This is a genomic window from Brenneria sp. g21c3 (assembly GCF_040240345.1).
In the GTDB taxonomy this organism is placed as follows: domain Bacteria; phylum Pseudomonadota; class Gammaproteobacteria; order Enterobacterales; family Enterobacteriaceae; genus Brenneria.
Window position 1 is genome coordinate 79,948 of the sequence record NZ_JBEIAB010000005.1, and the last position, 23,515, is coordinate 103,462.

23 protein-coding genes and 1 other RNA gene are annotated in these 23,515 nt (G+C 54.9%); 15 read left to right on the forward strand and 9 right to left on the reverse strand.

Features of this window, described 5'->3' with window-relative positions; translation table 11 throughout:
- Window positions 1–30: 30 nt before the first annotated feature.
- From ubiI to ABRZ28_RS09735, 4 genes are read right to left on the reverse strand one after another with little or no spacing between them, the layout of a single operon-like run.
- Window positions 31–1,242: an FAD-dependent 2-octaprenylphenol hydroxylase gene (gene ubiI, locus ABRZ28_RS09720; protein ID WP_330520151.1), complete on the reverse strand. Its 1,212-nt coding sequence runs from the start codon at window positions 1,240–1,242 to the stop codon at window positions 31–33.
- Between the two features lie 32 nt (window positions 1,243–1,274).
- Entirely contained in the window at window positions 1,275–2,453 is a 1,179-nt protein-coding gene (gene ubiH / locus ABRZ28_RS09725) for a 2-octaprenyl-6-methoxyphenyl hydroxylase (RefSeq protein ID WP_330520152.1), read from the reverse strand.
- Window positions 2,454–2,501: 48 nt separating this feature from the next.
- Window positions 2,502–3,818 carry a Xaa-Pro aminopeptidase gene (gene pepP / locus ABRZ28_RS09730; protein ID WP_330520153.1) on the reverse strand — a complete coding sequence of 439 codons (1,317 nt, stop codon included), beginning with the start codon at window positions 3,816–3,818 and terminating at the stop codon, window positions 2,502–2,504.
- Between the two features lie 56 nt (window positions 3,819–3,874).
- Window positions 3,875–4,459, reverse strand: a complete 585-nt coding sequence (locus ABRZ28_RS09735) for a YecA/YgfB family protein (protein ID WP_330520154.1) — start codon at window positions 4,457–4,459, stop codon at window positions 3,875–3,877.
- 187 nt (window positions 4,460–4,646) lie between these two features.
- Between ABRZ28_RS09735 and zapA the strand changes: the two genes are divergently transcribed.
- From zapA to ABRZ28_RS09750, 3 genes are all read left to right on the forward strand, one after another.
- Entirely contained in the window at window positions 4,647–4,976 is a 330-nt protein-coding gene (gene zapA / locus ABRZ28_RS09740; protein WP_319604039.1) for a cell division protein ZapA, read from the forward strand.
- Window positions 4,977–5,050: 74 nt separating this feature from the next.
- Window positions 5,051–5,234: non-coding RNA, 6S RNA (gene ssrS, locus ABRZ28_RS09745), on the forward strand.
- A gap of 42 nt (window positions 5,235–5,276) precedes the next feature.
- On the forward strand, window positions 5,277–5,894 hold the full coding sequence (locus tag ABRZ28_RS09750; RefSeq protein ID WP_330520155.1) for a 5-formyltetrahydrofolate cyclo-ligase: 618 nt from the start codon (window positions 5,277–5,279) through the stop codon (window positions 5,892–5,894).
- Between the two features lie 2 nt (window positions 5,895–5,896).
- Here ABRZ28_RS09750 and nadR read toward each other — a convergent pair whose 3' ends face one another.
- From nadR to serB, 3 genes are all read right to left on the reverse strand, one after another.
- Window positions 5,897–7,156 carry a multifunctional transcriptional regulator/nicotinamide-nucleotide adenylyltransferase/ribosylnicotinamide kinase NadR gene (nadR, locus tag ABRZ28_RS09755; protein WP_319604041.1) on the reverse strand — a complete coding sequence of 420 codons (1,260 nt, stop codon included), beginning with the start codon at window positions 7,154–7,156 and terminating at the stop codon, window positions 5,897–5,899.
- A gap of 148 nt (window positions 7,157–7,304) precedes the next feature.
- Entirely contained in the window at window positions 7,305–8,690 is a 1,386-nt protein-coding gene (gene radA / locus ABRZ28_RS09760; RefSeq protein ID WP_319604042.1) for a DNA repair protein RadA, read from the reverse strand.
- 18 nt (window positions 8,691–8,708) lie between these two features.
- Entirely contained in the window at window positions 8,709–9,686 is a 978-nt protein-coding gene (gene serB, locus ABRZ28_RS09765; RefSeq protein WP_319604043.1) for a phosphoserine phosphatase, read from the reverse strand.
- A 162-nt stretch (window positions 9,687–9,848) separates the two neighbouring features.
- Here serB and ABRZ28_RS09770 point away from each other — a divergent pair, with 162 nt between their 5' ends.
- The 8 genes from ABRZ28_RS09770 (at window position 9,849) to ABRZ28_RS09805 (ending at window position 17,436) form a co-directional block, all read left to right on the forward strand.
- Window positions 9,849–10,508 (forward strand): YtjB family periplasmic protein, encoded by a 660-nt coding sequence (locus ABRZ28_RS09770; RefSeq protein ID WP_319604044.1) that lies wholly within the window; start codon window positions 9,849–9,851, stop codon window positions 10,506–10,508.
- Between the two features lie 242 nt (window positions 10,509–10,750).
- Complete coding sequence (prfC, locus tag ABRZ28_RS09775) at window positions 10,751–12,340, forward strand: peptide chain release factor 3 (protein ID WP_319604045.1); 1,590 nt, start codon at window positions 10,751–10,753, stop codon at window positions 12,338–12,340.
- Between the two features lie 471 nt (window positions 12,341–12,811).
- A complete protein-coding gene (gene osmY / locus ABRZ28_RS09780; protein WP_319604046.1) occupies window positions 12,812–13,426 on the forward strand; it encodes a molecular chaperone OsmY in 615 nt (204 codons plus the stop codon).
- A 145-nt stretch (window positions 13,427–13,571) separates the two neighbouring features.
- The gene (locus tag ABRZ28_RS09785; protein ID WP_319604047.1) at window positions 13,572–13,733 is read left to right on the forward strand and encodes a DUF1328 domain-containing protein; all 162 of its coding nucleotides are present in this window, start codon (window positions 13,572–13,574) and stop codon (window positions 13,731–13,733) included.
- Window positions 13,734–13,956: 223 nt separating this feature from the next.
- A complete protein-coding gene (locus ABRZ28_RS09790) occupies window positions 13,957–14,145 on the forward strand; it encodes a CsbD family protein (protein ID WP_319604048.1) in 189 nt (62 codons plus the stop codon).
- A 90-nt stretch (window positions 14,146–14,235) separates the two neighbouring features.
- Window positions 14,236–15,063, forward strand: a complete 828-nt coding sequence (locus tag ABRZ28_RS09795; RefSeq protein WP_319604049.1) for a TatD family hydrolase — start codon at window positions 14,236–14,238, stop codon at window positions 15,061–15,063.
- 271 nt (window positions 15,064–15,334) lie between these two features.
- A complete protein-coding gene (locus ABRZ28_RS09800) occupies window positions 15,335–16,612 on the forward strand; it encodes a NupC/NupG family nucleoside CNT transporter (protein ID WP_319604050.1) in 1,278 nt (425 codons plus the stop codon).
- Window positions 16,613–16,719: 107 nt separating this feature from the next.
- On the forward strand, window positions 16,720–17,436 hold the full coding sequence (locus ABRZ28_RS09805) for a 4'-phosphopantetheinyl transferase family protein (RefSeq protein ID WP_319604051.1): 717 nt from the start codon (window positions 16,720–16,722) through the stop codon (window positions 17,434–17,436).
- Between the two features lie 176 nt (window positions 17,437–17,612).
- Here the strand turns inward: ABRZ28_RS09805 and ABRZ28_RS09810 are convergent, their stop codons facing one another.
- Window positions 17,613–18,311: a LexA family transcriptional regulator gene (locus ABRZ28_RS09810; RefSeq protein ID WP_319604052.1), complete on the reverse strand. Its 699-nt coding sequence runs from the start codon at window positions 18,309–18,311 to the stop codon at window positions 17,613–17,615.
- A gap of 421 nt (window positions 18,312–18,732) precedes the next feature.
- Here ABRZ28_RS09810 and ABRZ28_RS09815 point away from each other — a divergent pair, with 421 nt between their 5' ends.
- The 3 genes from ABRZ28_RS09815 to ABRZ28_RS09825 all read left to right on the forward strand — a co-directional run bounded on the left by ABRZ28_RS09815 (window position 18,733) and on the right by ABRZ28_RS09825 (window position 21,602).
- A complete protein-coding gene (locus ABRZ28_RS09815; RefSeq protein WP_330520156.1) occupies window positions 18,733–19,431 on the forward strand; it encodes an antitermination protein Q in 699 nt (232 codons plus the stop codon).
- A 256-nt stretch (window positions 19,432–19,687) separates the two neighbouring features.
- Window positions 19,688–20,026, forward strand: coding sequence for a phage holin, lambda family (locus ABRZ28_RS09820; protein WP_330520157.1), 339 nt, complete (start codon window positions 19,688–19,690; stop codon window positions 20,024–20,026).
- A gap of 280 nt (window positions 20,027–20,306) precedes the next feature.
- Entirely contained in the window at window positions 20,307–21,602 is a 1,296-nt protein-coding gene (locus ABRZ28_RS09825; protein WP_330520158.1) for a glycoside hydrolase family 68 protein, read from the forward strand.
- 4 nt (window positions 21,603–21,606) lie between these two features.
- Here ABRZ28_RS09825 and ABRZ28_RS09830 read toward each other — a convergent pair whose 3' ends face one another.
- On the reverse strand, window positions 21,607–22,401 hold the full coding sequence (locus ABRZ28_RS09830; protein ID WP_319604056.1) for a DeoR/GlpR family DNA-binding transcription regulator: 795 nt from the start codon (window positions 22,399–22,401) through the stop codon (window positions 21,607–21,609).
- 136 nt (window positions 22,402–22,537) lie between these two features.
- Here ABRZ28_RS09830 and ABRZ28_RS09835 point away from each other — a divergent pair, with 136 nt between their 5' ends.
- On the forward strand, window positions 22,538–23,515 hold the full coding sequence (locus ABRZ28_RS09835) for an ABC transporter substrate-binding protein (protein ID WP_330520159.1): 978 nt from the start codon (window positions 22,538–22,540) through the stop codon (window positions 23,513–23,515).

Genomic DNA, 23,515 nt, shown 5'->3' on the forward strand with positions numbered 1-23,515 from the left:
TGCGAGGCGGGGGAATAGGCTGTGCATCGGCTAGCGCTGTTCATCCAGCCAGGCGGGTAAATCGTTTAACCCCATGGCCTGTCGCACCAACGTCGGTTTGACGCCGGGCAGGTTGTCCGCCAGCAACAGGCCGACATCGCGCAATAGCTTTTTGGCCGGGTTGTTGCCGGCAAACAATTCGCGGAATCCCTGCATACTGGCGAGCATCACGGCGGCGCTGTGTTTACGTTTACGTTCATAACGCCGCAGATAGAGATGCTGACCGATATCCTTACCCTGCGCTTGCAGGCGTTTCAGCTCAGAAATCAATTCCGCCGCATCCATAAAACCAAGATTGACGCCCTGGCCCGCCAGCGGATGGATAGTGTGCGCGGCATCGCCGATCAGCACCAGACGATGGGCGGCGAAACTGCGGGCATAGCGGCCCGTTAACGGAAAGACCTGCCGTTCGCTCTCCAGTTTGCACAGGCCCAACCGGGTATCGAACGCCGTCGCCAACTGCTTATTAAACTCCTCGACCGGCAACGTCAGCATGGTCTGCGCCTGATTTGGCGGCAGCGACCAGACAATGGAACTGAGATGCGGATCGCCAAGCGGCAGAAACGCGAGAATGCCGTCGCCGTGAAAGACCTGCCGCGCGACCGACTGATGCGCAGATGCCGTGCGGATGCCGGCGACCAGCGCATGATGGCCGTAATCCCAGAAAGTCAGGGGAATATCGGCATGCTGACGCAGCCAGGAGTGCGCGCCGTCCGCGCCGACCACCAGCCGCGCCGTTAACATGTCGCCGTCCTGAAGGGTAATGAAGGCTTCGTTTTCTCCCCAGGCCACCTGTTTCAGCGCGGCGGGCGCCAGCAGGGTGATATCGCTCAGTTGAGACGCGCGTTGCCACAGCGCCTGCTGAATAACCGGGTTTTCAATGATATGGCCCAAGTGGGAAAAACCGAACTCCTCGCCGCTGAAGCTGATTTTGCCAAAGCTGTCTTTATCCCAGACTTGCATGTCGTTGTAGGGGCTGACCCGCTGCGCCGTCAGGTTTTCCCACACCCCCAGATGGCGAAGCAGGCGTTCGCTGGCGGCGTTGATGGCGGACACCCGCAACGCATATTCTTTTTCCTGCGCCTGAGGGACGGTCGGCCGCTGCTCCAGTACGGCAATACGCAGGCCATTGCCCTGCAAGCCGCAAGCCAGCGCCAGACCGACCATACCGCCGCCGGCGATAACCACGTCGAATGATTGCATACACCTCTTCCTGTTATATCCCGTTGGCGCGCTTAACGTTCCACCCAGCCCAGCGTACGGCGGGCGAGGGCATCGCGCAGCAGCGGCAGATTATTCATGGTCATCAGGCCCAGATTGCGCCCAATCTCTAATGCGGTATAGCGGTTAGCGAACAGTCTGACCAGACCGTCGGTGATCGCCACCGTGGTCTGCTGGTCGGGCTGACGGCGCTGCTGGTAGCGGCTGAGAACCGCATAGCCGCCAGGGTCCTGCCCGTGGTTCACCGCGTCGACCAGGGTTTCCGCCAGCGACATCACATCGCGCAGCCCCAGATTGAATCCTTGTCCGGCAATCGGATGCAGCGTTTGCGCCGCATTGCCCACCAGCGCCAGACGATGATGAATGTGCTGATTAGCCGTCAGCAGGCGCAGAGGATAGCTACGACGTTCGCCGATGTGGGTAAAGGCGCCCAGACGCCAGCCAAACGCCAGCTGCAACTGACGGCGGAATTCGGCTTCGCTCCAGCTATCCACCAGATCCTGCTTGTTTTCCTCATGACACCAGACCAGCGCGCTGCGGCCCTTGTTCATGGGCAGCAGCGCCAGCGGCCCGTGAGGGGTAAAGCGCTCGTACGCCCGTCCCTGATGCGGCTCGGTGGTGGTGACGTTGGCGATGACGGCGATCTGCTTATAGTCTTGTCGCCGCCACTCGATGCCGCAAGACTGCGCCAGACGGGAAAGCGAGCCGTCGGCGGCGACCAGCAATCGCCCCGTCAGCGTTGCGCCGTTATCCAGCGTTAGCGTGGCGGCGTTCTGCGTGCGGGCGACGTCAACCACCTTCGCCGGACAGTGCAGACGAACGCCGGGCGCTTTTTGCAACAGTGAGAAGAGGCGCTGTCCGGCCTCGTGCAGCTCGACCACATGACCCAGCGCCGGTACGCAATAGTCGGATGCTTTCAGGTCGACAAAGCCGGCGTGGCCGCGATCGCTGACATGTATCCGGGTTATCGGGGTCGCGCAGCCGGCCAGCGCCTGCCAGATGCCGACGTTTGCCAACTGTTGGCTGGTGCCTGCCGATAGGGCGATGGCGCGCGCGTCAAACCCCGGATGCCGGCGATCGAGCGGCGATTGGGCTTCAATCAACTCAACCGGCACGTTTCCCTGTGAAAGCTCGGCTATCGCCAGCGCCAGCGTCGCGCCGGCCATGCCGCCGCCGACAATCATTACCGTCATATCTTATCCCGTCATCTTTCAAGCCGTTGGTGCGTTGGTTGCCCCGAGTTATCCGGCTGCTTTTGCCATCAAGGCTTCAATGGCGTCGGCGTCTTTTACTACGCCGGCGGTCAGATTTTCATTACCGTCTTCCGTGATCAAAATGTCATCTTCAATACGGATGCCGATTCCCCGATAGGGATGGGGAACGTTGGCGTCGGGCGCAATATACAGGCCGGGTTCCACGGTCAGCACCATGCCGGGTTGCAGCGGACGGCCGCGATCGGTGGAGCCGTAATCGCCGACGTCATGCACGTCCAGACCGAGCCAGTGGCTCAGCCCGTGCATATAGAACTGGCGATGCGCCTGTTCCGCTATCAGCGGCTCGACGTCTCCTTTCAGGATGCCCAGCTTGATCAGCCCGCTTACCATGACGCGCACCACTTCCTCATTGACTTCGCGGATGCTGCGACCGGGGGCGAACAGTTCCAGCGCTTTATGCTGCGACGCCAGCACGATGTTGTAGATGGCGCGCTGCGGTTCGGTGAACTTGCCGTTGACGGGGAAAGTTCGGGTGATATCCCCGGCGTAGCCCTGATATTCGCAGCCGGCGTCAATCAACACAAGATCGCCGTCGCGCATCTGGGTTTCATTTTCCGTGTAGTGCAGAATGCAGGCGTTATCGCCGCTGCCGACGATGGTATTGTAAGAGGGATAGCGCGCGCCGTGACGGGTAAATTCGTGGTGAATCTCCCCTTCCAACTGGTACTCGAACATACCGGGACGACAGGTCTGCATGGCGCGCGTATGGGCCAGCGCGGTGATCTCGCCCGCGCGGCGCATCACGTCAATTTCCGCCGGGGATTTGAATAGCCGCATTTCATGTACCCAGGGACGCCAGTCCGTCAGCGTCGGCGGCGCGATGAACCCCTGGCGCGTTCCCTGACGCAGCGTCGTCAGCGCGGAGAAGACCAGTTTGTCGGCATAGTCGTATTGTCCCTGAGCGTGATAGACGACATCCAGACCGTTCAGCAGGACATGCAGTTGGGTGCCGATCTCATCAAAAGGCAGCGCACGGTCAACGCCCAATGCGGCCGGCGCGGCCTGTTGCCCAAGTCGGCGGCCAAACCAGATTTCCGCCGTCAGGTCGCGAACCCGGTTGAATATCACGCTATGCTGATGTTTTTCATCGCTTTTAATCAACAGCAGCACGGCTTCCGGCTCGTTAAAACCGGTGAAATACCAGAAATCGCTGTTTTGCCGGTAAGGGTATTCGCTGTCGGCGTTACGTGCGACTTCGGGCGCCGCAAAAATAATCGCGGCACTGGCGGGAGCCATTTTCTCCAGCAGTGTCTGGCGACGGCGAAGGAATTCTTGTTGGTTCATTTCCCGCTCCTGAAAATATTGCGTTTCGTTTACTTTCTCGCCCGCCATCAATGGGATTAATGCAGCGTCGGCTTTTTTTGCTCCGGGGCGACAACCTGCGGGCTGATAAATTCGTTATGGCACAGAATGGCCGAAACGCGGACGTATTCGATGACTTCTTCAAGGGACTGTTCCAGCTCTTCCTGATCTTCATCTTCGTCATAGCCAAGCTGGGCGATGTTGCGTAAATCGTCGATCGCTTCTTTCAACTCGCCCTTCGCTTTATTCAAATGGGGCTGAACCACGCCTAATCCCAGCAAAAAGTGGTTTACCCAACCCGACAAGGCATCCGCGCGGGCAAACACCGTGACCGATTCACTGTCGTCATCCGGCAGAAAAAGCTGGAACATAAAACCTTCATCTTCAAGCATTTCCCGCGTGACTTGATACAGATGCTGGAGCGGCTGGGACAGCAGTTGCGGAAAGGCCATGCCTTCGTTGGTCAGTTCAAAAACCAGGGTTTTCCAACTGTCATCATGGTTGCCGCCGCACAGCATACCGCTGATCAATCCATGCATCTCGGCGGCGGTTAGTGCGATCTGCTGCTGGCGCAGCAATTGGTCAATGGCTTCATAGCCTGGAAACGTATTCTCTATAGACATGCGCATTCGTCATCGTTGGCAGGGTTAGTTCATGTTATGCTACCACCAAGCTCCATCGGTATACCAGAAAGGGCTTGTATCTTATATTGGGGATATATATAGTGACGCCCGCTTAAACCGACCGCTGCCAGGCAGCGCGGGATTCATCCTGTGCGGGCGCGAAATTGAGATAAGGCAGGAAGGTGGTATGTCTGCACAACCAGTAGATATTCAGATTTTTGGCCGTTCGTTAAGAGTCAACTGTCCGCCAGAGCAGCAGGATGCGTTGAATCAGGCTGCGGAAGATCTTAACCAAAGGTTGCAAGATCTTAAAGTTCGCACCAGAGTCACCAACACCGAGCAGCTGGTGTTTATCGCCGCGCTGAATGTGTGTCATGAACTGGCGCAGGAACGGAACAAAACCCGTGATTATGCGGCCAACATGGAGCAGCGTATCCGTATGCTGCAACAGACTATCGAACAGGCATTGTTGGAGCAGGGCCGTATTACCGATCGTCAGGGCGCCCAGTTTGAGTAACATCCGGTTTTGACAAAAGTACGGTGTTCTTAAGCGAAAAGACGTGATAAGGTTTATAGCAAGTAACGAATAAAATTTCTCTGAGATGTTTGTCAGCGGGCCAGTCCCCTGAGCCGATATTTCAAACCAATAGAATGTAACGCTCCGTGGTTGGTGAGCATGCTCGGCTAGTCCGAGAAGCCTTAAGACTGCGACGTTATGTTCACCTTGAACCAAGGGTTCAAGGGTTACAGCCTGCGGCGGCATCTCGGAGATTCCCTTTCTTTCTACCTTCAGCCACGGCGACAGCCTCCATTTCGTATGCAGCCGATGCCATCATCCACAGTGTCGCTTTCTTCCCGGCTTCGTCAGCAAATCCGTCAGGATGTGCGGCGGCAGCGCCGTCAGCTCAGCGCGCAGCAACAGGCATTATCCGCTCAACAGGTACTGGCGCGGGCGTCCGCGCATCCGAAAATCCGTCATGCCGATACTATCGCGGCATTTTTATCGTTTGACGGCGAACTGGATACCAAACCGTTGATCCAACAGTTCTGGCAGCAGGGCAAACAGGTTTACCTGCCGGTGTTGCACCCTTTCAGCGCGGGAAATCTGCTGTTCCTGCGCTATGCGCCGGATACCGAACTGGTATTGAACCGGCTGAAGATTTTACAGCCGCGCCTCGATGTGCGGCAGGTCTTGCCCCTGCAACAGCTGGATGTGCTGCTGACGCCGCTGGTGGCGTTTGACCGTCAGGGGCAACGTCTGGGGATGGGCGGCGGTTTCTATGACCGAACCTTACGTCATCGAACGCCGCGCGGACCCTATCCCATCGGTCTGGCGCATGACTGCCAGCAGGTCGATGCCCTGCCGGTGGAGAGCTGGGACATCCCGTTGCCGGAAATCATTACCCCGTCGCGCTGCTGGCGCTGGGGGGAATAAGGCTATTCCAGCCGTCCTGAGGGTATTGTCTCGCGATTGTGTCCCAGCATTTGCTGCACCAGCTCGACGCAGCGCAGAAAACGCGAGTCGTAGTCTGAATCCTCGACATGGACATACGGGACATCATTTTCCGCCAGCATGCTCATCAACAGATGCTGAAATTCCTTCCGCGCAGGCGCGCTGCCCAGACTACGCAATCCGTCCGCCACCCACGGCGTATTGTTTTCCAGCAGAATAACCAGATCGAAGCGATACTCATCAATCAGCGCCTGCACGAACGGGTGCTCGCGGCCTTCATATTTTTTGCAGAATGCCTGGGTCGTGACGAAGTCGGTATCGATAAACGCCACTTTATTGGCATATTTTACCGCGAAATCAATGTACTGCGCCTGGCCCAATGCGATTTTGTCATAATCGGAATATTGCAGGGCCATTTCATCGCCCCCCAGATGGGAAAATACATAATCTCGACCGTATTCCCAGGCGCTGGTGGTATTGAAGATGTTGGCCAGCTTGTTGACCAGCGTGGATTTACCGCTGGACTCGCCGCCGAGAATCGCGACGGTGCGCACAAAGAAGGGTTTGACTTCGGTCGGGATATATTCCCAGAAACGGAAAGGATCGTGACGGATCTGCGACCCGCTGATGTTCATGAACGAACGTTTGGGATCGACCAATACCGTTTCGATGCCTAAATGTTCGCGGTACTGCGGCGCATCCTGCTCTTCGCTGGTATAGACAAAATTGGGCTGGATGCCTTTTTCCTGCATAAAGGCCTGAATTCCTTTGCTCCACACGTCCCAACCATGCGGGTAAGGTTCCATTCCCTGCTCGTTAAACGAATGAATGCGGATATTTTTCTGGTACTTAAAGGTTTGCAGCAGCCAGCGCAGACGGTCGCTGACGGTCGGCTGCTGCGACATGGAGCTGTTTTCAAACAGCAGGCGGTCGCGCGGCTCGTCGTAGCCCAGAATGACGTGCAATTCGTCAACCTGACTACAGGCGCGCTGGATAAGATAAATATGTCCGGTGTGTAGTGGATAAAACTTGCCGAATACCACGCCGATCTTTTTTTCGTAGCGGGGAAATTCAACGCCGAGGAAACGGTGCAGGGCTTCAAGTTTTTGCGCGCTGGGGCTTTTTATCTTGGCATTGAGTAATTGACTGAGATAACCCTTGGTCATATCCGTCGCATCGGCGACCTGTTGCAGGGTACATCCTTTTTTCCGGATAGCGGATTTCAGATAATCGAATGGTGGCATTTTCCGACACTCCTGTTTAGCGTACTAAACAAAATACCACAGCGCGTCGTCGCCTGCTGAAAAACTTCGATATTGTCTGTGCGGAGGGCTCGTGCGACGTTAACCATCGCTTCCGGCGATTGGCAAGCCCTCTGTGGAATCGTAACGGTTACAGATCGTCGAGAATATCCAGCGCGTCGGCCAGCTTTTTGACGCCGAAAACCTGCATGTTGGCCGGCGGTTTTTTCGGCATATTGGCGTGCGGCACGATGGCGCGTTTAAAACCGTGTTTGGCCGCCTCGGCGATACGTTCCTGTCCGCTGGGTACCGGGCGTATTTCGCCGGCCAGCCCGACTTCGCCGAACACCACCAAATCCTGCGGCAGCGGGCGATCGCGCAGGCTGGAGACCAGCGACAGCAATAACGCCAGATCGGCGCTGGTTTCCGTGACCTTGACGCCGCCGACCACGTTGACGAACACATCCTGATCGGACATCTGCAAGCCGCCGTGGCGATGCAGCACGGCGAGCAGGATCGCCAGCCGGTTTTGTTCCAGCCCGACGGCTACGCGGCGCGGGTTGGACATCATGGATTGATCCACCAGCGCCTGAATTTCCACCAGCAGCGGACGCGTACCTTCCCACACCACCATCACCGAACTGCCGGAGGTGATTTCGTCGCCGCGGCTGAGGAAAATGGCGGAAGGATTGCTGATTTCGCGCAGCCCCTGTTCGGTCATGGCGAACACGCCCAGTTCGTTGACCGCGCCAAAGCGGTTTTTATGGCTGCGCAGGGTGCGAAAACGGGAGTCGGCGTCGCCGTCCAGCAGCACGGAACAGTCGATGCAGTGCTCCAGCACTTTCGGGCCGGCCAGCGAGCCGTCCTTGGTGACGTGGCCGACCATGATAATGGCGACGCCGCGCGTCTTGGCGAAGCGGGTCAGGTAGGCGGCGGTTTCACGCACCTGCGCCACGCTGCCGGGGGATGACTGAATATCGGCCAGGTGCATGACCTGAATAGAGTCAATCACCATCAGCTTCGGCTGTTCCTGTTCGGCTATCAGGCAGATCTGCTCGATGCTGGTTTCAGACAGCATGTTCAGGTTCTGCGCCGGCAAACCGAGGCGATGCGCCCGCATGGCCACCTGTTGCAGCGACTCTTCCCCGGTCACATACAGGGTCTTCATCTGTTCAGACAGTTTGCACAGCGTTTGCAGCAGCAGGGTGCTTTTGCCCGCGCCGGGGTTGCCGCCGATGAGAATCGCGCTGCCCGGCACCACGCCGCCGCCCAGCACCCGGTCGAACTCCTGAAAGCCGGTGGAGAAACGAGGCAATGCCTCCAGACTGATTTCCGATAGCTTTTGCACCCGGCTGACGCCGGCGCTTTCGCCGGCATAGCCGCTCAGGCGATCGGAGCGCGAGGACGAAGATGCCGCGGCCAGACGAACTTCGGTAATGGTGTTCCAGGCGTGACAGGCGCTGCACTGTCCCTGCCAGCGCGGATAGTCGGCCCCGCATTCATTACATACAAAGGCGCGTTTGACGGCTTTTGCCACAGGTAACCTCTACTCGGATTAGCGTTTTTCGTGTCTCATGCTGCCGCTGAGGATGCATAATACACCGGTCAGGTCGGCATGACGGATGCTCACGGCGGCCTGTTCGTTGACTTTGGGCTTGGCATGATAGGCGATGCCCAGGTCAGAGCTTTTGATCATCAGCAGGTCGTTGGCGCCGTCGCCGATAGCGACGGTCTGTTCCATGGGAATATCCAGTTTTTCCGCCAGCTTGCGCAGCGTGGCCGCTTTGTATTTCGCATCGACGATCGGGCCGACGACTTCCCCCGTCAGTTTGCCGTCGCGCATGCCCATTTCGTTGGCGACGGCGGCGACCAGGCCCAGTTCTTCCTTCAGATAATCGGCGAAATAGGTAAATCCGCCCGAGGCGATGGCGACATGCCAGCCGGCTTCCTGAAGCTGACTTACCATATCGGTCAGCCCCGGCATCAGCGGCAGGTTGTTGCGTACTTCGAGCAGGATGTTCGCATCGGCGTCCTTTAAGGTTCCCACGCGTTGGCGCAAACTGGCGGAAAAGTCCAGCTCGCCGCGCATCGCTCGTTCGGTGACTTCGGCAACCAAATCGCCGGTACCGGCCAGTTTGGCGATTTCATCGATACATTCGATCTGGATTGCCGTGGAGTCCATATCCATCACCAGTAAACCGGGCGCCCGCAGCGTCGGAGAGTTACGCATCGGGGCGACATCCAACCCCAGATCGTGCGCGAGCTTGGTCGCCCGCGGCGTCAGCGTACCCGCCAGCCGGACAACCTGATAATCGCCCACATTCCACGCGCTGACGATAACCATCGCCGCGCCCAGGCGACGCTGATAACGGGAAAGTAAATTCTTATCAAGCACGTCGCTGTACAACAACCAGCCGGTATCGCCGGCGCGGTAATCGAGCGGCATGACTTCATTACCGCTCAGCGATAGCGGCAGTCCGGGCCAACAGTTAATCTCATCCGGGAGATCACGATAGGTCAGACTATTCGACATGGGGCAGTTCCTCTACTGACGGTAATAACGCGTGGCCGGACGCCGAAAACTCGGCATGTACAGCCGTCGCCACAAACATATTGGTCGGAAAACAGGGCAACAAGCTATCCTATCGTCGGCGCTTCTGGCAACATAAAGTATCCAAATCGCGTAAGGATTCTCATGGTTCGGGCCCGGGTAAAATTCCGCCTACATCGCACAGCCATTGTGTTGATTTGCTTAGCTCTGCTGGTGATTTTAATGCAGGGGGCTTCCTATTTCAGTCTAAGTCATCAGATGGCGCGTTCCGAACAGGTTGAAGACCTGGCCCGCACGCTGACCAGACAGGTTGCATTCAGTCTCTCTCCCCTGATGGAGAGCGCGGATGATAACAGCCAGAGAATCAATAGTATCCTTAAGCAACTTACCGATCACAGCCGTATTTTGGATGCCGGCATTTATCAGCAGGACGGCTCGCTGGTGGCGCGCGCCGGTGAACAGGTGCCGCTCCGCGATCGGCTGGCCTTGGACGGCAATCGGGTCGGCAGTTACTTTAACCATCAACTGGTGCAGCCGATTGAGGGGAAAGACGGCCCGATAGGTTTCCTGCGCGTTACGCTGGATACGCATGTGCTGGGGACGGAAGCCAAGCAGGTGGATAACACCACCAATATTCTGCGTTTAATGATCCTGCTGTCGCTGGCTATCGGCATCATTCTCACGCGTACGCTGTTGCAGAATCGCCGCACCCGCTGGCAGCAGTCGCCTTATCTGCTGACCGCCAGCACGCCGTTAAAAGAAGATGACGGCGACGAGACGGGAAATGACGGCGGCAAGGCCTGAATAAATGACGACGGCATCTTTGCATGCAACGGATTGCGCGCGGTTTTTCCGCGCCTTCAGTCACCGATTGTGTATAGTCGCTAAATCAGGGAAAATACCCGGCATTATTCGTAAGCTGTAATACCGCAGGTTTATTCGTCCCGGCATTACGTTTACTCGCTACTATTTTCGCTTTGCCTGACGCCGTCATCGCCGTGATTTGATGCCGACGCCGGGTGACTAACAGAAGAAACCTGAAAATCATGTCTCCAAGTGAATACGCTCGCGAAGTCGCGAAAAGAAGAACTTTCGCCATTATTTCTCACCCTGATGCGGGTAAAACCACGATTACGGAAAAAGTGTTGCTGTTCGGACAGGCGCTGCAAACCGCCGGTACGGTCAAAGGCCGTGGTTCGAATCAGCACGCCAAATCCGACTGGATGGAGATGGAGAAACAGCGCGGTATCTCCATCACCACGTCCGTGATGCAGTTTCCCTATCATAACTGCCTGGTTAATCTGCTGGATACCCCGGGGCATGAAGACTTTTCCGAGGATACCTATCGTACGCTGACCGCGGTGGACTGTTGTCTGATGGTGATTGATGCGGCGAAAGGGGTTGAAGATCGTACCCGTAAGCTGATGGAAGTGACCCGTTTGCGTGACACGCCGATCCTGACTTTTATGAACAAACTCGACCGTGACATCCGCGATCCGATGGAACTGCTGGATGAAGTGGAAAACGAGTTGAGAATCGCCTGCGCGCCTATTACCTGGCCTATCGGCTGCGGCAAATTGTTCAAAGGCGTTTACCACTTGTATAAAGACGAGACCTATCTTTATCAGACCGGTAAAGGCCATACGATCCAGGAAGTGCGTATCGTAAAAGGGTTGGATAACCCGGATCTGGACATCGCTATCGGCGAAGAACTGGCGTCGCAGCTGCGTGAAGAACTGGAACTGGTGAAAGGCGCATCGCATGAATTTGAATTGGATGCTTTCCTGTCTGGCGGTTTGACGCCGGTCTTCTTTGGTACGGCGCTGGGTAACTTTGGCGTCGACCACATGCTGGATGGCCTGATCGACTGGGCGCCGGCGCCGATGCCGCGGAAAACCGATACCCGTCAGGTCACGGCGGATGAGGAAAAATTCACCGGCTTCGTGTTTAAAATTCAGGCCAATATGGACCCGAAACACCGTGACCGCGTGGCTTTTATGCGCGTGGTGTCCGGCAAGTATGAGAAGGGGATGAAGTTGCGTCAGGTGCGTACCGGCAAAGACGTGGTGATTTCCGACGCGCTGACTTTCATGGCCGGCGACCGTTCTCATGTCGAAGAGGCTTATCCCGGCGATATCATCGGCCTGCATAACCACGGCACCATCCAGATTGGGGATACCTTTACCCAAGGCGAAGAGATGAAGTTCACCGGTATTCCTAACTTTGCGCCGGAACTGTTCCGCCGCATCCGTCTGCGCGATCCGTTGAAGCAGAAGCAATTGCTGAAAGGGCTGGTGCAGCTTTCGGAAGAAGGGGCGGTACAGGTGTTCCGTCCGTTGATTAACAACGACCTGATCGTGGGCGCGGTGGGCGTGTTGCAGTTTGATGTGGTGGTCGCCCGGTTGAAGACCGAATATAACGTGGAAGCCGTCTACGAATCCGTCAACGTCTCTACCGCTCGTTGGGTTGAATGCGATGATGTGAAGAAGTTTGAAGAGTTCAAACGCAAGAACGAACAGCATCTGGCGTTAGACGGCGGCGATAACCTGTCGTATATCGCCCCGACAATGGTTAACCTGAACCTGACGCGGGAACGCTACCCGGAAGTGTCGCTCCATAAAACCCGCGAACATTAATCGCGCGTTCGGCGTATAAAATTCGACCACCCGAAACGATCGTGCAAGTCATGATTATTTCGGGTGTTTTATTTTATTGTTTGTCTATTTATCAGTTTGTTATCCCGTCTTATAGCCCTGCAACGCCAGAAAATTCAGGCGACAGACAAATCTTAATTGCCGCCGGATCCCCTTCTTTTATCGATATTGCCCTGTGATTTGCGACGTCGTGGTCTATAGTTAACAACGTGTTAATTATTTTGGTTTGTTTAACTATTAACGCGATTACGGGTAGTTCTTTGTATTGGTGTTTTCACTGATTCTAAAGATAGTACGCTGTTTTTCATCGTTTATATGATGTTTATGCCGAACGCGTTAAGCGCGACGGTTTCTGGGGCAGAAACCCTGATGGCGCTGCATTCGTAATCACCTGCGTTAATTCGCCCGGCGTCGTTTTGTCCGGGCATATAAAAACAGAAAAGGAAGAAATCGATGACAAAGACCAAACTGACTCAATCTCTGATCGCGGTTGTTCTGGGTTCTATTCTTGCCGGCGGCAATGCGCTGGCTGAAGACACGCTGGGACAAAAAACACAACGCGCCGCAGATACAACGGGTGAGAAAGTCGATAGCTCCGTGAATAAAGCTTCAGGCTACATAAGCGACAGCGCGACCACCGCGAAGGTAAAGAGCGCGCTGCTGGAAGATAAAACCATCAAGAGCGGCGATATTTCGGTTGCCACCACCAATGGCGCCGTCACCCTGAGCGGGTTCGTCGGTAGTCAGGAAATAGCGACGCATGCGGTGCAGATCGCGAGCAACACAGAGGGTGTGAAGTCTGTCAGCGACAAACTTCAGATCAAGGACAATGATACGCAGTCCGTCGGTTCCTATGCCGACGATACGGTGACGACCAGTTCGATTAAAGCCAAATTGCTGGCGGATGACATCGTTCCTTCACGGAAGGTAAAAGTAGAGACCCATGAGGGCGTGGTGCAACTGAGCGGAGAAGTCGATAATCAGGCTCAGGTCGCTCGCGCAGAAAGTATCGCCAAAGCCGTTGACGGCGTGAAAAGCGTCAAAAACGATTTAACGGTCAAGTCATAATATCTTAGGCAATAGGGCGGGTTGTTTATGCCAATAAACAGCCCGCAATAACCTGTAAAACAAAAGTACCACCACCATGTGGGCCTGCAATCAGGTACGGTATCCGATTGCCTCCACGGTTCTCGTTTTTTGGTAAGGAGCGCATATGTTTCGTTGGGGAATTATCTTTTTAGTGATCGCGTTGATCGCCGCGGCATTGGGGTTCGGCGGTTTGGCGGGTACAGCGGCAGGGGCGGCGAAAATCGTCTTCGTAGTTGGGATCGTTTTATTCCTGGTGAGCTTGTTTGCCGGCCGTAAACGGCCTTAAAATCAAACAAAGGAAAGATGGACAGCCATGCCATTTGGCTGTCATATTTAACAGACACACTGTGTGTCGTCGCGTTTGTGTAACGTCGACGGTATTTACCCCGCATCTTTCAAGTTGCATCGGTGTTGGTTTTCGGACTCGCTTGCTCCCTGCGTTCCAGGGCGCGATTTGGTTGCTGATTGGCTGCACCTTGAAATCTATTGGGTATATCAGGAGGTGTGTGATGAATAGCGATATAGTTGTTGGTAAATGGAAACAATGGAAAGGGAATTTCTGGGCCATGTGGGCCGAATGGTTCGACAGCGATTGCGCCTGGCTGGAAGGGAACAATGGCTATTTGTCCGGCGTGCTGCAAGAGGATTACGGCAAGGAACATGAGAAAGCCTCGTCAGAGAAGACGGTCTTGCACTGAATAAATATTAACGCTGTGCGTTTCTGTTGCCGGTTTGCTGGCAGCAGCGGGTTGGTTTATCCAGTAGATACATAATCACCGGTCAAGGCGATGACCACAGAAAACAGACATTCCCGGGGCGACGTTGCCCGGCATGCATTCATCGATACGCACTGCCATTTCGATTTTCCACCGTTCAGCGAAGATGTCGCGGCAAGTTTACGTTTGGCCGCCACGGCCGGCGTTGAACGCATCGTTATTCCGGCGGTTGAATCCCGCTACTTTGATCGCGTGCTCCAGTTGGCATGCAACCACACTTCTCTTTATGCCGCGCTTGGGCTGCATCCGCTCTACATTTCCCATCATCGTGACACCGACCTGGCCTTGCTGGAAGAGCACCTGCGTCAACCTGCGAACAGGCTGGTGGCGGTCGGCGAGATCGGGTTAGATCTTTATATGCAAGATCCGCAGTTGGCGCGGCAATGCGCGCTGCTGGAAGCCCAGCTTCAACTGGCCAGACAGTACGATCGTCCGGTGATTCTGCATTCACGCCGTAGTCATGATCGACTGGCGCAGTTACTGCGCCGTACGCAAGTGCCGCGCACGGGCGTGGTTCACGGCTTTGCCGGCAGCCTGCAACAGGCGCAGACCTTTGTCCGGCTGGGTTATTACCTTGGCGTTGGCGGCACCATTACCTATCCCCGGGCGAATAAGACGCGTCAGGCGATCGCGCGTTTACCTCTCGACCATTTATTGCTGGAAACCGATGCGCCGGATATGCCGGTTTGCGGCCATCAGGGGCAGCCAAATCGTCCTGAACGTATAGCCGCGGTTTTTCATGCCCTATGCCAGCTACGGAGTGAATCCGCCGATGAGATCGCCGACGCGATTTACCACAACAGCCTTCGTCTGTTTGGGTTATCGGCGCCGGGTTGCTGAGGATAACGCGGAAAAATGACGAATATCATGGCAACCAGGTGCATAAAGTGTGATCTAGATCACTATTAAGTATTTTCAGTTGTTTGTTGTTGTATATATTTGTGACATAGGTTAGCTCCTGTTCAGAACCTGCATTTATAATCTCTCCGACTGAATCTCACCGGCTTCTGGTTTCGCCGGATAATGGGTTCCTCAATCTTTATAACGGCTAGTTGTTATAAAAATATTTTTATTCCTAATTGTAATTGTTCGCGCTAAAAGGGAACCTCATATGCAACTCATCATGAGTCTTATCGGCATGGCTGCACTCATCCTGTTTGCCGTCCTGTTTTCCAGCAATCGTAAAGCCATTAAGCTGCGCACGGTACTGGGTGCTTTCCTGCTCCAGATAGGCATTGGCGCATTGGTGTTATATGTTCCTTTAGGCCGTCGCATTTTAGGCGGCATGACGGAAGGGGTGGCTAACGTTATTTCCTATGGCAATCAGGGCGTATCCTTCATTTTCGGCGGCCTGGTTTCTGACAAAATGTTTGAAGTCTTCGGCGGCGGCGGCTTTGTTTTCGCGCTGCGCGTACTGCCGATTATCGTTTTCTTTTCTTCACTGATCGCCGTGCTCTATTACATGGGCGTTATGCAGTGGGTGATTCGTTTGCTTGGCGGCGGGTTACAGAAGCTGCTGGGTACGTCGCGCACCGAGTCGCTGTCCGCGACGGCAAATATTTTCGTCGGGCAGACAGAAGCGCCGCTGGTGGTTCGCCCGTATATCGCCGGTATGACGCAGTCGGAGCTGTTTGCCGTGATGTGCGGCGGTCTGGCTTCTATCGCCGGTTCCGTTATGGCGGGTTATGCGCAGATGGGCGTGCCGCTGGAATACCTGATTGCGGCCTCCTTTATGGCGGCGCCGGGCGGGCTGTTGTTTGCGAAATTGATGGTGCCGGAAACGGAAAATACCCATGACCGGGAGGAAATCAGCGGATTCGTCGATGCGGAAGATAAGCCGGCCAACGTGATTGATGCCGCTGCCAGCGGTGCGGCTTCCGGCATGCAGTTGGCGTTGAATGTGGGCGCGATGCTGCTGGCGTTTATCGCGTTGATAGCGTTGCTTAACGGCATCCTCGGCGGCGTGGGCGGGTGGTTTAACTATCCGCAATTGTCGCTGGAGTTGGTTTTAGGCTGGGTTTTCTCGCCGGTGGCGTTTTTGATCGGCGTTCCCTGGAATGAGGCGACTGTCGCCGGATCCTTTATCGGTCAAAAACTGATCGTCAATGAATTTGTCGCCTATATGAATTTCAGCGAATATCTGAAAGCCGATGACGTGGTGGCGGCGAGCGGTCTCCAGGTTCTGTCCGACCATACCAAAGCGATTATTTCTTTCGCCCTTTGCGGGTTTGCTAACTTGTCATCGATAGCTATCCTTATTGGAGGACTGGGCAGTATGGCGCCGACTCGTCGTCAGGACATCGCCAGGTTCGGTTTGAAAGCGGTAACGGCGGGTACGCTTTCCAACCTGATGAGCGCCTGCATCGCCGGGTTCTTTTTAGCGTTGTGATGGTGCTTGATTTAGCAATAATAATGGGCGGGAGCCGCCCATTATTCATTGAAGGTTGAGGTGCTGGATTACCCTGAAAGTGATTTCGCCTTCAAGAGTAAAGTGACATGCTTGCTGCTTTTATTGATGACGTTGAATGGATTTCGTTCCCACAGGCTAAGGATGGCGCTATGTATCCTGGTTTCGTCGCTCGTGGTCATTTCCATTTGTCTGCTTATTCCGATGACTTGTTCGCTGAAGCGGAGGTGCCGTTTTCAGATGCGCTTGCGCGCTCGGTGCCGAAACGTCGAGCGGAGTTTCTGGCTGGCCGCTGTCTGGCGAAACAGGTACTGAGTAAGCTCGGTTATGCGGATTTCGTCCTTAACTGCGCTGAAGATCGGTCTCCGCTGTGGCCGGAAAATGTTTCCGGCTCCTTAAGTCATAACACCCATAGCATATTGTGCGCCGCGCATATCCGCACTCCCGAGTTTTCCGGCGTAGGGGTGGATATCGAAACATTCATGTCTGCGAAACGCGCCGAGTCGCTGTGGCCGGGCATTGTGGGCGAGGATGAGTACCACTGGCTACACGCCCGGGATGATGAGTTTCGCTGTTTATTGACGTTAAACTTTTCCGCCAAAGAGAGTCTGTTCAAGGCGTTGTATCCGCAGGTTAAGCACTACTTCGATTTTTTGGATGTCGGAATGGTCGCGCTGGATAGCGCCAGCCAGTCTTTTGAACTGGAGCTGCTGACTGATTTATCGCCGGCGTTTTGCGCCGGACGCCGCTTTAAAGGCGCTTACCTGCAACGAACCGATGACATCACCACTTTTCTTTGCTGCTGAACCCGCAGGGGGATTGATACCCCGAGTTGCTGCGTATTGAGCATCCGTCGTCAGGACTCGCTGATTCGTCATGCCTTATGTCATGCCCGCGCTGGCGGGCTCCTGGCAACGCCAGGTCGGCCTCCGGAGCGAAAATCGCCATTGGCGGAGCGGGTCGCTCTCGGAAAGCGGGACATTTACACCAGCGCGGAAACCCACCACACGCGTCCGATGACGGCCAGTTCGCCGTTGATGATCTGTTCTTTGGTGACAATCTCGTCTTCGTAAAGCGGGTTGTAGGAACGTACGATGATGCTGCCGTCAGGGCGCTTGATCAGCGCCTTAACGCGTTGCAGCTCGCCCATGCGGATGGCGTACATTTTGCCGTCCCGGATTTGCCGGTCTGACAGGTTGACGGCGACCTTATCGCCGTCCGATAACTTGGGCTCCATACTGTCGCCCATGACGGTAACCACGCGGGTATCTTCCACTCGGATACCAAGCCGCCTTAAGGTATGGGTACGAAAGGGAAGCGCGTACACTTCATCTTCATCGATATCATATGCGCCTCCTCCGGCTGATAGCCTGACACCTAACAATGGAACCTCCACAAATTCATCGTCATCATTATCAATGCTTTCCCACTCGGTAACATGCAGGCGGGATGCCTTGAAATTACTGCTTTCCGGTTTCGGGTGACCAATGCCATTGAGCAACCAGTCCAGCGAATAGCCGGTTTTCTCATTAATGGCCTGGGCTGACTCACGACTCAGCGTTCCTCTTTTCAACCAGTTGTTCACGGTTTGAGGTGATGTGCCCACAATTTCTGCTAAATCCTTTTGTTTCAATCCCTCTTCGCGCATCAGGTAGCGCAGGCGTTCGGTTAGCTCTGTCATTTGCACCAACTTAAAAAATAAACATGGTGTGGATTTATTCGTTGTATTGTTGATCTACGTTGACTATAGTCTGCTTTAAGGATGATAAAATCAACAAAAAAATGACTGGATTTTTGACTAGGTGCGTGGCGACGCACATAGGCGGAATGGCCGCGCGACAAGGCCGTTCAGCATGATTCAACCATAAGATTTAAAGGAAAGACTCTATGGAACGTACATCGACACTACGTCCGTTGCGAGTAAGGTCCGGCTACCCGAACCGACGACAAACAGGCCCATGTTCTGATGGGCTAATCAAGCGGGGAGGAGATAAGCATTACAGGGATACGACAGGGCTGCGGCGATGCAACCTCAGCCTATCAACACGATTCAGCGCATTTAAGCGATATGGCGTTTCTGCTGGTTATACGGAGGTTCTACGATGAAGATTGAACATGCGCTCAGCCTGTGCGGCCCTAAATCGGCCTCGCTGATGTTTACATGCAGGGATGCCGCGCCTTCGTACGTTTACCGTCAGCCAGGCAGCAACAGACCCGTCAGCCAGGCGAAAAAGGGCAGTGGATCTTCGCGGGGCGCGCGGGACAGCTATAGCGATATTCTGCTGGCGCTGGGGGTTGTTCAATCGCGGGAGGCGCTGGGGCTCAGCCTCATCCTGGCCAAGTACAACAAGGATGCTGATGAAAAAAACAAGGCGATCGAGGGGATCGCCCGTTTTGCTATGAAACAGGCGCCGAAGCTGGTGGGAAAAGCGGCGGGACGGCAGATGGCTCACTGCATCGTTTTGATGGCCAAAATGGCCGTGGAAGAATACAGCAGAACCGCGGACGATCCGCTGAATCGCTGTCGCTGCAAAGGCCGGGGCAAAGTGACGGATCTGGCGGCTTCGCGCGCGGCGGGTAAAACGATTGAGAAAGTGTGTCCCCGTTGCGGCGGTTCCGGCATGAAGCCGGTCAAGTCGGCTAGCGTCTATAAAGTGATTAAAACCGTCGTGCCTGATTTAACGCAGCGCAGCTGGTCACGGAACTGGAAAGTATTTTATGACGCGCTTATTGCCCAGTGTTATCAGGAATCTACGGCAGCAGAAAAACTATTCTCCACGGTGACCTCTCCGCAACAATAAAGTCCGAAAAAATAAAATTAACTTTTTTTAAAATTAGGGCTTGCGCTCTTGTCCAAAATTGGTTAAATTAATTCCCATGATGGAGATGAAGCGATTGACCCATCACAAAAAATAAAACGAATTTTAAAGCCTGCTGCCAGCAGGCTTTTTTTTATTCTGGCCCCGGATAACACCGGGGCTTTTTTATGTCTTATTTATGGTTGACTTTTTTATAAGAGAATTCTTATTGGTTTAATCAATTTTTCAAAGGGTAAATATGAATATCAATATCTTCAGTTGGGCCGGAGTTTACGAATTAATACATGCCTGGTGGCGCGGCGATGTTCCTACTGGGGGTGTGATGCTCTCTATTTTCATCGCGATACTTCGCGTTGCCTATACCGGCGGCGGATGGCAACGCATGCTGCTGGAAGGCGCGCTGTGCGGCGCGTTGACGCTGACGGCGGTTTCATCGCTGGAGTATTTTTCGCTGCCGAAAACGCTGACGCCGGCGTTGGGCGGCATGATCGGTTTCATCGGCGTCGAACATATTCGTCGCGCCATATTGAAGTTTTTGAATGACCGTTTTGATAACGGAAAAAAGAACAGGAAATAAACTCATTCGGCAATAAGTGGTTACATGATGAGATGTTTTCCTGACTTGATCTTTTAATTTCTATAAAGGAGGTGTTAGACGTTATTTATCTGATAAAGACTATTTAAAACGAAGTCGTTTTTTTGTTGAATCCTGAAGCGAATATTTTCCGTTATATCAACGGAAGGGCATTGTTATGCCCGTCATTAGGTAAAAATCATCCATCCCCAAAAAGCAGTGACCAGAGAATTAAATTTAATTCTCTGGGCTGCTTTTATTTTTTTATAAAGAGAGAAACATTATGAATACATTTAAACAAGAGAAAAAATCTTCCCTGAAAAGCAATAAACCGTTTAAACCCACTATTTGGTCGCGGGCCGATGCGCTGAAAGTCACGGAAGACGATCCGACCACCACCCAGCCGCTGGTCAGCGGAGATTTCCCGGTCATGAGCGACGAGGTGTTTATCTGGGATACCATGCCGCTGCGCGATCTGGATGGGAATATCGCATCGGTTAACGGCTGGTCGGTTATCTTCACGTTGACCGCCGCTCGTAACCCAACCGATCCCCAGTATCTGGATGAGAACGGTAATTACGATATCACCAGCGACTGGAACGACCGTCACGGCCGGGCAAAGATGTACTTCTGGTACTCGCGTACCGGTAAAGACTGGATCATGGGCGGTCGCGTCATGGCCGAGGGGGTGTCGCCGACGACGCGTGAATGGGCCGGTACGCCGATTCTGTTGAACGACAGCGGTGAAATCGATCTGTATTACACGGCGGTGACGCCGGGCGCGACGATCGTCAAAGTGCGCGGCCGGGTGGTGACTACCGATAATGCAGTGGAAATGGTGGGCTTCCACAAGGTGAAAAGCCTGTTCGAAGCGGATGGGAAAATGTACCAAACCGAAAGCCAAAACCCGTACTGGGGCTTCCGCGACCCTTGCCCGTTCCGCGATCCGAAAAGCGGCAAGCTGTACATGCTGTTTGAAGGCAACGTGGCCGGCGAGCGCGGCTCCCATGTCGTCGGTCCTGAAGAGATCGGGGATGTGCCTCCGGGCTATGAAGAGGTCGGTAATTCCCGTTACCAGACTGGTTGCGTCGGTATCGCGGTATGCCGTGACGAAGATGGCGATGACTGGGAAATGCTGCCGCCGCTGGTTACCGCGGTTGGCGTCAACGACCAGACGGAACGTCCGCACTTTGTTTTCCAGGATGGGAAGTACTACCTGTTCACCATCAGCCACAAATATACCTATGGCGATGGTCTGACCGGGCCTGACGGCGTGTACGGTTTTGTCAGTGACGATCTGTTCGGGCCTTACGTGCCGTTGAATGGTTCTGGTTTGGTGCTGGGCAACCCTTCTTCCCAGCCTTTCCAGACCTACTCGCACTACGTCATGCCCAACGGTCTGGTGACGTCCTTCATCGACTCCGTACCAACGGGGGAGGATGATGACGATGACTCCTACCGCATCGGCGGCACCGAAGCGCCGACGGTACAGATCAAACTGAAAGGTTTTCAGACCTTCGTGGTCGACGAGTTTGACTATGGTTATATTCCGCCAATGATTGACGTTGAGTTGAAATAACCTGCTACTGACCGGGCCGCTTCGGCGGCCCTTTTTCCTCACTCTCTTTGCAAAGCCAGCGGGTTGAGGCCCGCAGCAACGCGTCACGCTGCCGTTTTGACGGCGGCCTGTCGCTGACGACATAGTGAAAATCGGCAATGCTGCCGTTTTGGCAGAGCGCCGTTCGGCCGAATTTCGTGCTGTCCACGGCCAGCACCCTTACCGCCGCGCCGGCCAGCAACGCACTGCGCGCTTTCACTTCGTCATCATTGAAATCGTAGAGTTCGCCCGCTTCTCCTATTCCCCCGACCGACACCACGCCTATCTCTACCCGATAGCGGCTGAAAAACGCCAGCGCATCGCCCCCGATGATATCCAAATCCCGTTTACGCACCTGCCCGCCGGCCACGATCAAATCACAATCCGGTAAATGGCTGAGCCGTTGCGCCGCATGCAGGTTATTGGTGAACACCGTCAGCCTGATGTCAGCAGGCAAGGCGCGCGCCGCCATCTCAATCGTCGTTCCCGTTCCCAAAAAGCAGTGTTGATATGCGCCAAGCAGCGCGGCAACCTGTTCGCCAATCCAGCGTTTGCCGCTGATGTTGACGATTTCCCGCTGCCGATAGCCAATATTCTCGCGCGCGAAAGGCGCCACCAGACCGTGCCGACGCAGCAGCAGGCCTTGCTCGGTCAGTTCCCGCACATCGCTGCGCACGGTTTGTAGCGATATGCCGAAATGCTCGGCCAGTTGCTCGATACTGCATTCTCCCTGTTCTGTCGCCATCATGACGATGGCGCGCCGGCGTGATCCCGGTGTCATCTTTTCTCTCCTTGTCTTGCAGCCTTCCGGGATAATACATCGAAAGTATTAATGTATTACTACGAAATAAGCTGGTCATATTTTTGTCAGATTTCCCTGTTTTAATCATTACAACGAAACCAGGGGATACGCCGATATGTATAAGAAAATCACGCTTGCCGCGCTGCTTCTGACGATGTTCAGCACGTCAGCCCTCGCGAAAACCACGCTGGTGCTCTACACCAGCCAGCCCAATGAAGATGCCCGGATGACCGTCGACGCGTTTGAGCAGGCGCATCCGGATATCAAAGTGAATTGGATCCGCGATGGAACCACCAAACTGACCGCGCGTTTGCAGGCTGAGCTGGCCGCAGGCGGCGCGACGCCGGACGTGCTGTTGATTGCCGACAGCGTGACGATGGAGTCGCTCAGGCAGCAGAATCTGCTGGCGCCGTACAAATCGCCCGAAGCCGTTCGTTACGATCCCGCGCTCTATGATGCGCAAGGCTATTACTATGGCACCAAGCTGATCACCACCGGGATCGCCTATCATCGCCAGGCGCCGGTGAAGCCCGCTTCGTGGCAGGATCTGCTCAAGCCGGCGCTGAAAAACATGACCACCATGCCCAGCCCGCTGTATTCCGGCGCGGCGCTGATTCATCTGGCGACGCTGACCGACAATCCGCAGCTTGGCTGGGCGTATTACCAGCAGTTGAAAGAAAATGGCGCCATGCCTCAGGGCGGCAACGGCGCGGTGCTGAGCGCGATTGCATCCGGCGGCAAAGCCTACGGCGTACTGGTGGATTTCATGGCGATCCGCGAGAAAGCCAAAGGCGCGCCGATTGAGTTTCTGTTTCCGCAAGAGGGCGTCAGTATCGTGACCGAACCGGTGGCGATGATGAAAGCGGCGAAAAACCCCGCTGCCGCCAAAGCCTTTATCGATTTCGTGCTGTCGGAGCAGGGGCAAAGGCTGGTGCTGAAGCAGGGGTATCTGCCAGCTCGCGCCGATCTGCCGGTGCCGGAAGGTTTTCCTCCGCGCGACCAGATCAAGTTAATGGCCTTCGACGCCGGTAAAGCGTTGGCCGGGGCCGAGCAGAACAAACAGCGCTTTAGCCAACTTTTCGGCAGCCGTTGA

What these genes read in the sequence shown, in the direction of transcription:
- ABRZ28_RS09805 (WP_319604051.1), top strand. Translation starts at nt 16,720, where the DNA reads ATGCTTGCTGCTTTTATTGATGACGTTGAATGGATTTCGTTCCCACAG.
- ABRZ28_RS09825 (WP_330520158.1), top strand. Translation starts at nt 20,307, where the DNA reads ATGAATACATTTAAACAAGAGAAAAAATCTTCCCTGAAAAGCAATAAA.
- ABRZ28_RS09810 (WP_319604052.1), bottom strand. Translation starts at nt 18,311, where the DNA reads ATGACAGAGCTAACCGAACGCCTGCGCTACCTGATGCGCGAAGAGGGA.
- ABRZ28_RS09800 (WP_319604050.1), top strand. Translation starts at nt 15,335, where the DNA reads ATGCAACTCATCATGAGTCTTATCGGCATGGCTGCACTCATCCTGTTT.
- prfC (WP_319604045.1), top strand. Translation starts at nt 10,751, where the DNA reads ATGTCTCCAAGTGAATACGCTCGCGAAGTCGCGAAAAGAAGAACTTTC.
- ABRZ28_RS09815 (WP_330520156.1), top strand. Translation starts at nt 18,733, where the DNA reads ATGAAGATTGAACATGCGCTCAGCCTGTGCGGCCCTAAATCGGCCTCG.
- ABRZ28_RS09790 (WP_319604048.1), top strand. Translation starts at nt 13,957, where the DNA reads ATGAATAGCGATATAGTTGTTGGTAAATGGAAACAATGGAAAGGGAAT.
- pepP (WP_330520153.1), bottom strand. Translation starts at nt 3,818, where the DNA reads ATGAACCAACAAGAATTCCTTCGCCGTCGCCAGACACTGCTGGAGAAA.
- ABRZ28_RS09795 (WP_319604049.1), top strand. Translation starts at nt 14,236, where the DNA reads ATGACCACAGAAAACAGACATTCCCGGGGCGACGTTGCCCGGCATGCA.
- osmY (WP_319604046.1), top strand. Translation starts at nt 12,812, where the DNA reads ATGACAAAGACCAAACTGACTCAATCTCTGATCGCGGTTGTTCTGGGT.
- ABRZ28_RS09735 (WP_330520154.1), bottom strand. Translation starts at nt 4,459, where the DNA reads ATGTCTATAGAGAATACGTTTCCAGGCTATGAAGCCATTGACCAATTG.
- ABRZ28_RS09750 (WP_330520155.1), top strand. Translation starts at nt 5,277, where the DNA reads ATGCAGCCGATGCCATCATCCACAGTGTCGCTTTCTTCCCGGCTTCGT.
- ABRZ28_RS09785 (WP_319604047.1), top strand. Translation starts at nt 13,572, where the DNA reads ATGTTTCGTTGGGGAATTATCTTTTTAGTGATCGCGTTGATCGCCGCG.
- ABRZ28_RS09835 (WP_330520159.1), top strand. Translation starts at nt 22,538, where the DNA reads ATGTATAAGAAAATCACGCTTGCCGCGCTGCTTCTGACGATGTTCAGC.
- ABRZ28_RS09820 (WP_330520157.1), top strand. Translation starts at nt 19,688, where the DNA reads ATGAATATCAATATCTTCAGTTGGGCCGGAGTTTACGAATTAATACAT.
- ABRZ28_RS09770 (WP_319604044.1), top strand. Translation starts at nt 9,849, where the DNA reads ATGGTTCGGGCCCGGGTAAAATTCCGCCTACATCGCACAGCCATTGTG.
- serB (WP_319604043.1), bottom strand. Translation starts at nt 9,686, where the DNA reads ATGTCGAATAGTCTGACCTATCGTGATCTCCCGGATGAGATTAACTGT.
- zapA (WP_319604039.1), top strand. Translation starts at nt 4,647, where the DNA reads ATGTCTGCACAACCAGTAGATATTCAGATTTTTGGCCGTTCGTTAAGA.
- ubiH (WP_330520152.1), bottom strand. Translation starts at nt 2,453, where the DNA reads ATGACGGTAATGATTGTCGGCGGCGGCATGGCCGGCGCGACGCTGGCG.
- nadR (WP_319604041.1), bottom strand. Translation starts at nt 7,156, where the DNA reads ATGCCACCATTCGATTATCTGAAATCCGCTATCCGGAAAAAAGGATGT.
- ubiI (WP_330520151.1), bottom strand. Translation starts at nt 1,242, where the DNA reads ATGCAATCATTCGACGTGGTTATCGCCGGCGGCGGTATGGTCGGTCTG.
- ABRZ28_RS09830 (WP_319604056.1), bottom strand. Translation starts at nt 22,401, where the DNA reads ATGACACCGGGATCACGCCGGCGCGCCATCGTCATGATGGCGACAGAA.